The 13,780-nt window shown below is 58.8% G+C and carries 6 protein-coding genes; all 6 read left to right on the forward strand.

Annotated elements, in window-relative coordinates; translation table 11 throughout:
• Nucleotides 1-207 precede the first annotated feature (207 nt).
• From H146_RS0117420 to H146_RS22540, 6 genes are read left to right on the forward strand one after another with little or no spacing between them, the layout of a single operon-like run.
• Complete coding sequence (locus tag H146_RS0117420) at nucleotides 208-1,983, forward strand: hypothetical protein (protein ID WP_156826890.1); 1,776 nt, start codon at nucleotides 208-210, stop codon at nucleotides 1,981-1,983.
• Nucleotides 1,984-1,985: 2 nt separating this feature from the next.
• The gene (locus H146_RS0117425; RefSeq protein ID WP_033195855.1) at nucleotides 1,986-4,091 is read left to right on the forward strand and encodes a DUF262 and DUF1524 domain-containing protein; all 2,106 of its coding nucleotides are present in this window, start codon (nucleotides 1,986-1,988) and stop codon (nucleotides 4,089-4,091) included.
• Between the two features lie 32 nt (nucleotides 4,092-4,123).
• On the forward strand, nucleotides 4,124-10,753 hold the full coding sequence (locus H146_RS0117430) for a DEAD/DEAH box helicase (RefSeq protein WP_019953162.1): 6,630 nt from the start codon (nucleotides 4,124-4,126) through the stop codon (nucleotides 10,751-10,753).
• A 2-nt stretch (nucleotides 10,754-10,755) separates the two neighbouring features.
• Nucleotides 10,756-12,843, forward strand: coding sequence for a UvrD-helicase domain-containing protein (locus H146_RS0117435; protein ID WP_019953163.1), 2,088 nt, complete (start codon nucleotides 10,756-10,758; stop codon nucleotides 12,841-12,843).
• Entirely contained in the window at nucleotides 12,840-13,115 is a 276-nt protein-coding gene (locus tag H146_RS0117440; protein WP_019953164.1) for a hypothetical protein, read from the forward strand. Before H146_RS0117435 ends, H146_RS0117440 begins: the two co-directional genes overlap by 4 nt.
• Nucleotides 13,116-13,158: 43 nt before the next feature.
• On the forward strand, nucleotides 13,159-13,467 hold the full coding sequence (locus H146_RS22540; RefSeq protein ID WP_026352095.1) for an IS3 family transposase: 309 nt from the start codon (nucleotides 13,159-13,161) through the stop codon (nucleotides 13,465-13,467).
• The last annotated feature ends 313 nt before the right edge of the window (nucleotides 13,468-13,780 follow it).

Here is a 13,780-nt window from a genome sequence, read left to right on the forward strand (position 1 = left end):
AATCGGACCAGTCGATTCTCTGACTCATTTGCACCAACTCGTGGCGCATGTTGATGACGTCATCAAGGTAGATGTTGAGCAGGTCACGCTGTGGATTCTGGCGCTGATCGCGGGGAGTCATGTCGATTTCTCACGATTTTGGCGAGGATAGACCAGATTTTACGCCGAAAAGGGAGCATCATCCAGGCGCATAATCATGATTTCACGGTGATTTTTGGTTTTTCAGGACCGACTAAGGATGTTGTTGATTTTCGTTCCATCAGTAATGCTTTTCATCCGCAAGTCATTGCTCAATGTTCTTTTGTTGGTAATGAAAATAATCCTGTTCCAGCGTTGAAAGATGCCGAAGGAAAGTGGGAGCTTCGCGGTCACCCGCTAAGGGCTATCAGGGTAACAGAAGAAGAGCTATCACTGTTTGCCAAACTTCTGGATGAGGAGGGCACTCCAGCAGCACAGGCGCGGTTACCCCAAGTGCATAGCCACCCAGTGCTGAAAGTGCTGGAAAAATTCGCCAAGGCACCGATGCGGCTTGGGAATTTTAAAGGGAAATACTTTCCCTCTGAGATGTTTCATGAAGCTAATGCTCAGCGAGATGGAATCATCACTCGCCAGCAGGAGCCGAGCTTCCAGCCGTCCTGTGCAGATGAGTGGGTGATCTCCGGTCCTCATTTCTATGTAGGCAACCCGCTCTCCAAGACAGCACGGACATTGTGCAAGGAAAAGAGTGACTATGAAGTAATCGACTTAGAGAGTATCCCCAGCGACTATTTGCCAAGGGCTGTCTACCGCCCTGGCGATGAAAACGGCGACCTGACCGCCTTCTATGACGCCATTCCCGAGTGGCCCAAGCCGCAGAAGCCGATCAGGACCGATAGCGGCTGGCAGCCCGGCTTCTGGCTCGTCGCCGACGATGAGGTGGCTGCCTATGAAGCCCTGCTGGGTGAGCCGCTCAAGCGCTACGGGATCGAGACATCACGCCCCGGTGCCCGCACCGCCCGGCAGTTCGGCTTCTTCTCCCGCTGGGAGGGCGACGTGGAAGGGGCAGTTCGCTGGCTGAAGCACAATGGCCTGGAGCGCAACGCCCAGGCGTTTACGCGTAGCTTCAGTGATGTGCGGCTGGAGCAAGCAGCGCCAAGCGATGAACAGCAAAAATATCTTCCCAAGCCGTTGACAGCCTATTCACGCTTTATGGTGCGTGATATGTGTCAGCCGTCCAACGAGCGCACTCTGATGGGAGCGTTGATGCCGGTAGGAGCAACGGCGATCAATACGGCGCGTGTTCTTACAATGCTCGATAAGCATGCGCTTATTGCTTTTTCTGGTTTTTGTACCTCAGTAGTTGCCGATTTTTATATCAAGCTGAAAGGCCGAGGTCACATCCACAATAGTGACCTTGCCAGTCTCATCATGCCGGTAAAGCCTGAAATATGTGATGCCTTAGTGGCTAGAACCTTGGCGCTTCAGTGCCTATCGAAACAATTCGATGATTTCTACGAGGGAATCGAGCTGACGTCTTCCAGATCCCACATGCTGCACAGTGTCTTCGACGGCACCAACTTTACCATTGAGCTGCGTCCACGGCTGCGCAATGACATGCAGCGCCGCCTGGCACAGATCGAGATCGATGTACTCTGTGCGCTGGAGCTGGACCTGACCGAGGAAGAGCTGATCCAGATCTATTCCGTCCAGTTCCCGGTGATGAAGGCCTATGAAGAGGCGGACGAATACGACAGTCGCGGCCAGCGCCTGCCCAATACATCCCGCAAGGACGCCGGTGGCAAGGGGCTTCGCGACGCTCGCGCCAACCATGACGGCATCTCCCCGCTGACCGTTAGCTGGGAGATCGATAACGGCAATCAGACTGTCACTCGCACCTTCTATCCGCCGTTCCGCCACGTCGACCGCATCGAGGACTACCGCACCGCCTACCGCGTCTTCGCCGAGCGTTTGGGGATCGAAATTAATGAAGAAGAGGTTGCCTGATAATGCAAGCTGCAGATGTATCTCTAGCCCAGCTTATTCAGGGGCCAAAGCAGTTCCTGATCCCGATTTTCCAGCGTACCTATAGCTGGCATGAACCGCATTGTTGTCAGTTGTTCCGGGATATTGTTCGGGCTGGCGCTTCCTCGCGTATCGAAAGCCACTTCACAGGATCAGTAGTGCTGATTCCCAATCACCAGACCATGGCAAGTATCCCCCAATGGCAGGTGGTAGATGGCCAGCAGCGCTTGACTACCGTGACCCTGTTAATGGCCGCCCTGGTCAAGCAAGCAAGTGAGTTGGGCATTGAGCAGGTGGGGATGACACCCATCCAAGCGATTCGCGGCTATTTTCTGGCTAACGAGTATGGTCAGGGCTCCGCTGCTTACAAGCTGCTCTTGACGAAGGGCGACCGGAACACTCTTTGCGCACTGATTGATGGCCGGGCCTTACCGGAGGGGGGTAGCCAGAACGTCGTCGACAATTTTCAGTTGTTCTGTAATTGGTTGCCGGACGCTAGCACCATCGAACAGGTCTATCAGGGCTTCCAGAAGCTCAAGGTGGTGCAAGTAATGCTCCAGCAAGGCCAAGATGATCCTCAGGCCATATTCGAGAGCCTCAATTCAACAGGTGTTGATCTCACTCAGGCCGATCTGATCCGTAACTATGTACTGATGCGGCAGGAGTATGAGATTCAGACACGGCTTTATCAGGACTACTGGTTTCCGATGGAACAGCTGTTTGGCAGCGAGGGGAGCTACCGCTTTGACCGGTTCATGCAGGATTTTCTGACGTTGGAAACAGGCAGCAACACCCTCCTGCGTTCGCAAGATGTCTACAGTGTCTTCAAGGAATGGTTCTCAGAACAGTCGGAAAAGCACGATGTCGAGCAACCCCTTAAGCGGCTCCTGATGCTTGCCAAGCCCCATGCAGCCTTTATGTTCGGTACTGAGCAGAATAAATCGCTAAGAGAGGCATTCAAGCGGCTGCGTTCCCTGGCAGAGGTGGTCTCGCCTACCGTCATGCGTCTTTATGAGACCTATGCGAATGAGGAGGATGGGACTTCTGCGTTGAGTGAGGCTCAATTTCTTGAGGCAATTGACTGTCTGGAGAGCTACCTACTTCGGCGCCAAGTGTGCGGTATGCAGACGCGTTCTCTAGGCAATACGTTTGCAAATTTGGCACAACAGATAGAGCTGGATAATCCTCTGGAAACGCTCAAAGTGGCACTGGCTCGTTTCAAGCGCACTAGCCGCTTCCCTTCAGATTCCGAGTTCGAGTATGCGCTGAAGAATCACGAGCTGTATGGACTTCGTATTCTTAAATATCTCCTCTCTAATCTTGAAAATCGACGCAGTAAGGAAAAGATAAACACTGCCAGTTTTTCGGTAGAGCATGTGATGCCACAGAACGAAAAATTGCGTGCCGAATGGCGTGAGATGTTGGGTGATAGATGGAAAGAGATTCAGGAGACTTGGCTGCATCGTTTGGGCAATCTAACGTTGACAGGTTATAACAGCGAATACAGTGATAGTGGTTTCGCAGAAAAAAAGTCAACGTTAAATGGCTTCAAGGATAGCCCGCTACGTCTTAATCGGTATATTGCGGAGCAGGACATCTGGACGGAAAATCAGATGAGAGAGCGTGGTGATATGTTGACCGCCAAGGCGATTAAGATCTGGGGCGCTCTTGATGTGGATGAAAAGCTGGTTGCCGAATATGAGCTCAGAGACCGACAGGTACGCTCTGAGCAGTACGATATAGAAAGTGTATTAGGTAAGCGGAACCTGAAGCTCTATAACGCCCTGCAAGAGGTTGTCTTGTCTTTGGGTGAGGATATCTCGCCTATCGCCAGCCATAAGAACGTGACCTTTTATACCCTCAGTGCTTTTCTGCAGGTGGTGCCTCGCTCCGGCTACCTGGGTCTCATCATGGGAGTCGAGCAAGAGGAGCTGGATCCAGAGCTGGCCCAAGAAGTCGACCCTACACACCAATGGAGCTACATCCGTCATGGCAATCTGACCGGAGTCTACAGCTGGGTGGCTAAGGAAGACCATATTCAGGAAGTGCTGCCGATCATTCAGCAGGCCTATGAACAAGCGCTTTCCTGAATCATGGACTTTTAGGGCAATAGGAGAAAGTAATGCTGCCAGCCACGCTAGCCCAGGAAGTTCGCAAGCAAGTGCTGCATTATTTACAGGCGACTTTTCGCCTGCGCGACAACGCTACCGAAAAGGCCTTGGATGCCTTCTTCAACGATCCCGAGAATGGCCTTTTTAAAGGGCCTTGGGTGCAGGTTCGTCGGCCGTTTCGTTTGGACTCGGGGAATATCTCGGATCTGTTCGATATCGAGATTCCCTATGTACCGTTTCGCCACCAGGCGATCAGCTGGCGACGCCTGACCACACGCGGTGGCAATCAGCCACAGCATACGCTGGTTACCACCGGCACCGGCTCAGGCAAGACAGAGTGTTTCCTCTACCCGGTCCTGGATCACTGCCAGCGTATGCACCAGTCGGGAAAAAGGGATGGGATAAAGGCGATCATACTTTACCCGATGAACGCTTTGGCGGCCGACCAGGCTGGGCGCTTCGCCGAGGAGATCCTCAAGTCGCCGCTGCTCAGCGATATGGTCGCTGGCCATCCAAGGGCGAGGGTTCGCGTGGGCCTTTACACGGGTCGGATGACTTCCTCATCCAGCAAGGAGGAGGGCGCCGAGCCAGACACTTATGTCGAGGTCACGCGCGAGCCCGCTAAGGATGGCAGCGGTGAGTGGACCTACAAGGCGATCACCAACCGCGAAGCCATGCAGGCAGATCCGCCGGATATCCTGCTGACCAACTACAAGATGCTCGACTACCTGCTGCTGCGGCCCAAGGATGTCAGCATCTGGCGGCACAACCAGGCCGACCCCAGCCTGCTGCGCTATCTGGTGCTCGATGAGCTGCACACCTACGACGGCGCCCAGGGCGCCGACGTGGCCTGCCTGCTTCGGCGTCTGAAGGAGCGCTTCTCGATATCCCGTGGCCAGCTCTGCATGGTGGGCACCAGCGCCACCGTGGCGGGGGGCGATGACGAAAGCAATCTTGGGCCGATGCACAAGCTCTGCCTCTTCGCTAGCACCCTCTTCGAGGAGAGCATCACCGACGATGCGGTGATCCAGGAGGATCGCTACCGGGTCGACGAAGTGGTGCGTGTGCCGGAGCTGGAGATCGATACGCTGCCCTCGGCGGAGGAGTGCGTGCCTCGCCATCGCGAGGATGCCGTTCACTATGCCTACCGGATGGCATCGCTGTTCGGTGGCCCGACGCTGCCGGTCGCAACCGAGGATCCTCGCTGGCCGGAGTGGACGCCGCATTGCTCGGTGCTCAAGGCATCGCTTTCCAAGCTGGATGAGCACACTCGCTGGGGGGTGGCACTGGGCGAGTGGATTCGATGGCATCCGTTGTTTCAGAAGCTTCTAGTGGCTACCGAGCAGGCACCGGCCCACTGGCTGGATCTGCTTCGAGAGCTAGCGCGAGAGGATTTCGCCTTCCGTTCGGTGGGCGATCTGGCACAGCGGGGCGAGGTGCTGATGGCCTTCCTGGCGCTGGTGGCCCATGCGCGTGAGCTGCGTAGCGGCAAGGCCTTCCCGCTGGTACCCACCCAGGTGCAGCTTTGGCTGCGTGAGCTCCGGCGTATCGGTGCCCTGGTCCATCAGGACCCGGCCTTTACCTGGCTGGATAATCCGCCTCCCGAGGGGCGCCATCAGCTGCCGGTGGTGCACTGCACCGAGTGCGGCGAGCTGGCCTGGGTTGGGTTACGCGACCTGGATGCCGATGTCGCCATCGAACAGCACGGCGTGCGCGGTATGCAGCTTGCCGATGAGTTGCCGCCGATTTATGAGGCCTGGGGCTTCGAAGGTCATCCCAAACCCAGCTTGGTGGTGCTTAGCCCCTGGCGTGAGGGAGATGATCCCATCAATGCCAGTGGCCAGCAGGAGCTGGAAGGGCTGCGCTGGCATCTCTCACCTGGATCGCTGGTGCTGCGCGAGGGCCCTGGTCCTTGTCCGCTGACCGAAGAGCGTACCTTCCCGGTCAAGGTGGTGCACGAGCATGACCACCGTAATAACGGCCAGCGGATCGGGATACGTCGCTGCCCGCACTGCCGCACCCTCGATAGCCTGATGTTCATCGGTAGCCGGGCGGCCACCATTGCCAGCGTGGCCATCGATGAGGTGTTCGGCTCGGTGCTCAACAACGATCCCAAGCTGCTGGCCTTCACTGACAGCGTCCAGGACGCAAGCCATCGGGCGGGGTTTTTCTCGGCACGAACCTATCGCTTCACCCTGCGTACGGCCCTGCAGCATCTGATAGATGAGGCCGGAGAGGAGGGCGTTGCTCTGCCGGAGGTAGGGGAGCGTCTGCTGGCGTTCTGGGCCGAGCCTACGCCAGGGCGCCCAGGCAGCATGAAGGAGGTGATGGCAACGCTGATTCCGCCGGATCTGCGTGAATATGGTGACTATCTCGATTACCGCGACAGCAGTGTCCAGATGCCGCCTGCCGGGCTTTTGGCGGAGGTGGCGCAGCGCCTGACCTGGGAAGCCACCAGCGAGTTCGGCCTGATGCTGACGCACGGTCGCACCATGGAGCGCCACGCCAGTGCGACCTTGGGCTGGGAGCCGAGCCGTATCGATGCGACGTTGGAGAGGCTGCGTCAGCGCTTTCCGCGTATTAGCCCACGCCTCGAAATATTGAGCGATGAGGCACTGAGGCTCTGGGTGTTGGGCATGCTGCACCGTCAGCGCGAGCGTGGTGGGCTGCACCATCCCTATCTGACGAGCTTTGCCCGCCAGAACTACTGGGGCAAATATCCATTCGGGAAGGTGGTCAAGGGGCGAGAGAGCTTTCCGCCCCAAGGCCGCTATCAGCCGCGGCTTTGGACGACGCACCCTGACAAGCGCCATGACCATATCCTGGTGCCGCCCCGGGACGGACAGATGCCACCCTGGCAGCTGGTGTGGGCCCGGCGGGTGCTGGAGCTGCCAAGCGTAGACGATGCCACCCTGGTCGACCTCCTGGCCGCCTTCCTCGAGGCAGGAGAAAGCGCTGGACTACTACGCAAGTTGCATCAGGACGGAGACAAGGCGTGGTATGCGATTAGCGATGCGGCGGCACGGCTTTATCCGACTGGGGAGAAACTGCTTTGCAACAGCAGCGGCTACTACCTCTATCGGCCACCGCAGGAAGCCTTGCTGTGGCGAGATGCGCCGTGCCTCTCCTACCAGGATGCAACCGGACGATATCGTCCTGCCGAGTTGAGCGAGCGTGAGAAGTATTACCGCACCCGCTATCGTAAGGGGGCCCTGCGCCGCGTGTTTGCTCATGAACATACCGGGCTTTTGGATACCCCAGAGCGGGAAGGGCTGGAAGCCAACTTCAATGATGGTAGCCACGCCGATGACCCCAATGTGTTGACCGCCACGTCGACGTTGGAGATGGGTATCGACATCGGGGATCTCTCCACCACCATGCTCTGCTCGATTCCGCCCACCGCCGCGAGCTATCTGCAGCGTATTGGACGAGCGGGGCGCAAGACGGGCACGGCCCTGATCCTTAGCGTGATCAACCAGCGCCCTCACGACCTGTTCTTCTATGCCAGGCCGGAAGCGTTGCTGGCGGGTGAGATCGAGCCGCCGGGCTGCTGGCTGGATGCCAGCGCAGTGCTGGTGCGCCAGTATTTGGCGTTCTGTTTCGACCAGGCGGTGCGTGAAGGGGTGCTGACTGACCTGCCGGGAACCGGCAAGCAACTGGTGGAGGAAGTGGTCCAGAATCGGGCTGGCCATATCCCGGGACTAATGACCTGGGTGCTGAAGCATGAGGAAGCGCTCCAGCAGCGCTTCATGGCGCGTTTTGCCCATGATGCCCGGGAAGATACCCGCGAGCGCTTCCTCGGTGAGTCGCGAACCGAACGGTTGCGCGAGGCCGTCGAGCGTGCCGCCAGCGAATTCCAGCTGCAGCGTCAGCTGCTGGACAATGCGCGTAAGCGCCTGCGCGATCAGAAGAATAAGCTGGAGCCTGCCACCGAAGAGATCGACCGTGCAGAGATCGAGCGTGAGGAGCGCATCCTGCGTGCTCGTCAGCGCAAGCTGAACGAGATAAGTGCGCTGGAAGTGCTGACCGAGCACGGTTTGTTGCCCAACTATGCCTTCCCGGAGCGCGGCGTGCGATTCTCTGGCTCCATCTACCATCGCCGCCCCAAAGGAGATGATGGTGAGGTGATCGAGACTCGTCCGCCCATCGAGCTGGTGCGATCCGGCGTCCAGGCCATTCGAGAGCTGGCGCCAGGCAACCATTTCTACACCCACAGCCACCGCTTCGCCGTCCAGCAGGTCGAGTTGGGCTCACGCAACCAGCCACTGGTGGGGGAATGGACCATCTGTGGCCAGTGTGGCCATATGCGGCTTGCCGCCGAGGTGCATCGCCCGGAAGCGGTGCCGGCCTGCCCGCAGTGCGGTCACGATGGACCGGAGAGCCAGAGCGACCTGGGGCAAAAGAAGAACTTTCTGCAGTTCTCCCGCTCGCAGGCGGTTTCCTACATGGAGTACTACGACAGCCTTTCCGCAGACAAGGGCGAGGAACGTGAGAACGAGCGCTATCAGCTGGTGACCTCTTTTGACCAGACGGTGGAGCAGGCCAGTGGCGCGGTAGGTAATGACACCGAGCCCTTTGGTATCGAGTACCGCTCGGCCATGGTGCTTCGCCAGGTTAATGCCGGATATCAGGACCAGTATCGAGACCTCGCCTTTGGTCAGGAGAAGGTCTCCTCCGAGGGCTTCCTGATCTGTGCCGATTGCGGCATGGCTGCTGACCCCGGACAAGGCCCCGGAGAAGTGCGCCATCGCCGCAGTTGCTCTGGGCATCGCGAGAGCCAGCGTCGCCACCGCGAGGGGCGCAAGGATGACGCCTACCGCTGGGAGCACGTCTATCTCTATCGTGAACTGCGCTCCGAGGCGGTACGGTTGCTGCTGCCTGACGTGGAGCCGGAGGATGTGGCTACTCTGGAGGCCGCCATCTATCTGGGTATGCGGCTGCGTTTCCAGGGCGACCCCGGTCATCTGCTGGTTCAGCAGCAGGTCATCCCTAACCAGCAACAGGGAATAACCCAGCACTATCTGGTGCTGATGGATGCGGTACCGGGGGGGACCGGCTTCCTCAAGGCGCTGTTCCAGGAGGTCGATGACAACGAGCGCGCGGGCGAGGGGGTAATGGATGTGTTGCGCCGCGCTCTCGCCGAGCTGGAGCATTGCCCTTGCCGCGAGCTTCACCAGACCGAAGACGATACCGACGGCTGCTACCGCTGCCTGCGCACCTACCACCTGCAGTATCGCGCCGACCAGATCAGCCGTGAGCAGGGCATTCGGGTGTTGCGTCGATTGATCGCAGCGGGTGAGGCTCGCGAATCCAAGCAGGAGCTGGATGAGATCAAGCCCCGGGCCATGTTTGGCAGCGTGCTGGAGAAACGCTTCGTCAATCGGCTGCGTGACTGGGTAGTTGAGCGAGGCAGGGAGGAAGATTGGCGCGAAGTGCTGATCGGCGGCACACGAGGCTTCGAGTTCACCTTAGGCGATGGGCGCGTCTGGTCGCTGCAGCTTCAGCCATTGCTGGGCAGCGCCCAAGGCGTTGCGGTGGGCTGCCAGCCAGACTTCCTGCTGCGCCCGGATGACGATGTCTGTCGACCGATTGCCATCTTCCTGGATGGGTTCGAGTTTCATGTCAAACCACATGAGGACGAGTCTCGCTTGGCTGACGATTTCCTCAAGCGCCGGGCCATCCTGGACAGCCAGCGTTACTGGGTCTGGTCGCTAAGCTGGGACGACCTGGGCCAGCCGGAGGGGGAGCGTTTCCGATTCCTATCCGATCGGATGACCGACGATGTACTGGTCAAGTGGCGCAGTAAGATGGAGTCTTCCCTGCCACAAGTGAGCTCGGTTACTGGTGACGCCTTCACCCAGCTTAAGGGCTTTTTGATGTCGCCCAGCGTTGAAGCTTGGCAGCGGTTCGGCCAGGTGGTGGGGGGCTTTGCATTGATGCGACTGGCCAGCAGCGGCATCGGGCAGGATGCGGGCCAGTTCAACAATGCCCTCGGGATGTGGCGCGCTGGCTATTCGGCACCGCCTCTGGGAAGAGATGATCGCGGTGACTGGGCTTGGATCGCCCAGAAGCTGGCCTTGAGCGACGATCTGATGGTGTATGGGTTAGGCCAGGAGCTGCTGCTGAACGATTACACCAACCTTACGGTAGAACTGCGCCTGGGCGATAGCGAGCAGGAGCGAAGAGGGGAGGAGACCTACCGACTGCGCTGGCGCCGTTTCCACGCCTTGGCAAACTTCTTCCAGTTCCTGGAGCGGATGCTCGTCTTCACCACCTCTGAAGTTGAGAGCGGCGTGATTCCTGAGCCTACGTTGCTGCCCGAGGTGAGCCTGGATGATCAGTGGCTGGAGGTTGTCGAGGAGACGCTCTCCACCCTCGAGAAGCTGGTTCGACAGATGGCGGCCAGAGGCTGTGAACTCCCCGAGGTGGAACACTACAGCGATGACCTGGGGGATGAGCCCTTTGCGGAGCTCGCCTGGCCGGAGGCCTCGCCGCCCGTGGCCCTGCTGGTCGGGGATCAGGCCAGTTTCGCCGCCAAGTGGGGTAAGGCCGGTTGGCGAGTGATCACCGACAGTGATATGCAGACCCACGGCGAAGCGTGGTGTATTGAGCAGCTGCCGAAACGCAATTCAGGAGACTGACCATGGCGAAGATGATGCTGCACCGGGACGTGCTGAAGAACTTCGGCAAGTTACCGGCCAAGGTGCAGAAGAAAGTTGTGGAGCTGACCCAGAAATTCGAGGAGGACAGCACCCAGGCCAGTATCCACCTGGAGCCGCTGAATGCCGTCAAGGACAGTAAAGTGCGCAGTGCTCGCGTGGGTGCTGACTATCGCGCCATCGTAATTGCCCCCGAGAAGGGGGATACCTTCCTGCTCATGCATATCGACCACCACGACGAGGCCTACGAGTGGTGTCGGAACAAGCGCTTCGAGGCCCACCAGGCATTGGGCACCCTTCAGGTATTCGATGTTGAGGAGGCTGAGCGTTCCCTACATTCCTCAGAGCTGGGCGAGACAGAAGCGGCGTCCTCAGAGGCCCTAGCCGTTCCCGAATATGCCCTTCAGGCGCTCTCCGATGAGGAGCTCTTTCAGGCCGGCGTGCCCGAGGCCCTGATCCCGGCAGTTCGTGCGGTCCGAAACGACGATGACTTCGAGCGGCTAGCCGACTACTTGCCGCCTGAGGCGGCGCAGGTGCTCTACGGAGTAGCTTCTGGCATGCCCCTGGATGGGGCCATCCACGAGATGCTGGGTGCGCTTGAGGAGATCGAGAAGCCGACCGGGCCCGGCGACTTCAGTCATCTGGCCGATATCACCAACATGGATCTCGTGCTGGTCCAGGGTGAAGAGCACCTACGCGAGATACTCAGCGAGGATATCGAAGAGTGGCGGGTGTTTCTTCACCCTTATCAGCGCAAGCTGGTGGAATGGCATACCCGTGGGCCAATGAAGATCTTCGGCGCGGCTGGCACTGGCAAGACTGTTGCACTGATGCATCGTGCGGCCTGGCTGGCTCAGAGCTGCAGCAATGACGAGAAGGTTCTGATCACCACCTTCACCACCAACCTATCGGTCACCATCAAGGGATTGATGGAGAAGCTGGCGCCCAGCGTGGTCGACCGCATCGAGGTGACCAACCTGCATCAGCTTGCCCGGACGATCTGCGCGCGTGCCCAGTGGCAAGGGAAGATTGCCGAGAGGGAGGACTTGCAGTCTATCTGGCGGAAGGTGTTGGCCATGCCGGTGGCGTCCGAGTTGGACTTCTCAGGGGATTTCGTTCGCGACGAGTTCGAACAGATCATTGACCCCATGGGCATTACCAGCGAGGAGGAGTACCTCACGGTCGTGCGTACTGGCCGCAAACCCCTGCGCCGCAAGCAGCGCAAGGCCTTGTGGAAGGTCTTCGTCGAGGTGCGTCGACAGCTGTCGGGCCGCAACCTGCTGACTTTCGATGGTCTGATCCACCAGGCGCACGAAGTTCTGGACCGCGGTGAGTTTCCGCGCTATCGCCACGTGCTGGTCGACGAGATTCAAGACTTCAGCTTGGAGGCGCTACGCTTGGTCGCCAGCATCAGTCCCATTGCCGAGGGGCTGGATAATCCGCTCTGTGTGGTGGGTGATGGCCACCAGCGCATCTATAACCCCGTGCCCGTCCCACTCGGCCGGGCCGGTATAGAGGTGAGAGGGCGTTCACGTCGCTTGAAAATCAACTATCGCACTAGCGAGGAGATCCGTGACTGGGCACATGCAGCCCTCGAGGGGGTGAGTGTGGATGACTTGGACGGTGAGCAGGCCATGACCCAAGGGGATCGCTCCATCTTCCATGGGCCTGAGCCACAGTTGGTTAAGTCCGGCAGTGATGATGAGGTGGCTAGTGCCGTGGTGACGTGGGTGAAGGGGCTAACGAAAAGCGGTCAGCTGAAGACTCATGAGATCTGTCTGACTCCGGCTAACTCAAGGGTGATCAGCGCCCTGCAGTCGAATGGCTTTGCTACCGTGGAGCTGAAGGCCCGTCAGGCCGATCCCGGTCAGGAGGAGAGCGGAGTGCGCTTCGGCAGCAAGAAGCGCATCAAGGGACTGGAGTTCAAGGCCGTGGCGATTCTCGATGCTGGTACCTGCGATAGCCTGCTGGACCGCTTTGAGAACTACGTTGCAGCGACCCGAGCACGGCAGCAGCTGTTGGTCATCAACCGGCCTTGCAGAGAGCAAACTGAGAGCGAGGGTGATTCTTGAATCAGACGGCAAATGTTCCCAAAGGTGTCCTGGAGAAGGCCGCCAGCCTGCGTGAGCTAGATGACCAGTTGACCAGCGTGATGGCGGCTCGGCAGGTGCAGGAGTTCATTCAGGGAGACCGCCTGGCACTGCTGGTACAGCGCGCCCAAGTTCTCTGTGATGAATCAAGAGACGAAGAACGGCTGCTGTTGGCTGCCTTACTGGGCCGGTTGGGCGCAGTGGCAAGAAATCGAAGCGGCGAGTGTAGTGGCATAGTGAATCTGGCCACCTGATTTTGAGTGTATGATCACTCACAGAGACAGTCAGGTGCAGATGATGACAAGGAAAAGAACGTTCAGTCCGGAATTTCGCCTGGAGGCCGCTCAACTCGTGGTCGATCAGGGTTACACGCTGAAGGCGGCGTGCGAGGCCATGGGGGTGGGCAAATCTACCATGGAATACTGGGTGCGCAGGCTTCGGGCCGAGCGCTCCGGCAAGCCCCCGCAAAACGGTGAGGCGCTGACGCCGGAACAGCGTGAGATACAGGAATTGAAACGCAAACTTCGGCGGGTGGAGGAAGAGAAGGAAATATTAAAAAAGGCTACCGCTCTCTTGATGTCGGACTCCCTGAGCACGTCTCGATAATCGAGCGACTTGAAGAGAGCCATGCGGTGCAGCATCTGTGTCAGATCCTTGAGGTGCACCGCAGCAGCTACCGTGCCTGGCGTGATCGGGATAGAAGGCCTTGTGAGGCTGAGCAGAGGCTGCTGGACCAGGTTGTTGAAGCGTATGAGATCAGTAACGGTTCTGCCGGCGCTCGTAGCATTGCCACGATGGTCACACAGGCGGGAATGCCGCTGAGCCGTTACCGTGCCCGTCGACGGATGAAGCAGTTGGGGTTGGTGAGCACGCAGCCGCCAGGCCACGCTTACAGGAAGGCGGATCAGCCGCACCTGGA

It is taken from the genome of Kushneria aurantia DSM 21353, from assembly GCF_000382245.1.
GTDB lineage: Bacteria > Pseudomonadota > Gammaproteobacteria > Pseudomonadales > Halomonadaceae > Kushneria > Kushneria aurantia.

Excerpts from the sequence above, each read along its gene's own strand:
- H146_RS0117435 (WP_019953163.1), top strand. The coding sequence starts at position 10,756 with ATGGCGAAGATGATGCTGCACCGGGACGTGCTGAAGAACTTCGGCAAG.
- H146_RS22540 (WP_026352095.1), top strand. The coding sequence starts at position 13,159 with ATGACAAGGAAAAGAACGTTCAGTCCGGAATTTCGCCTGGAGGCCGCT.
- H146_RS0117430 (WP_019953162.1), top strand. The coding sequence starts at position 4,124 with ATGCTGCCAGCCACGCTAGCCCAGGAAGTTCGCAAGCAAGTGCTGCAT.
- H146_RS0117425 (WP_033195855.1), top strand. The coding sequence starts at position 1,986 with ATGCAAGCTGCAGATGTATCTCTAGCCCAGCTTATTCAGGGGCCAAAG.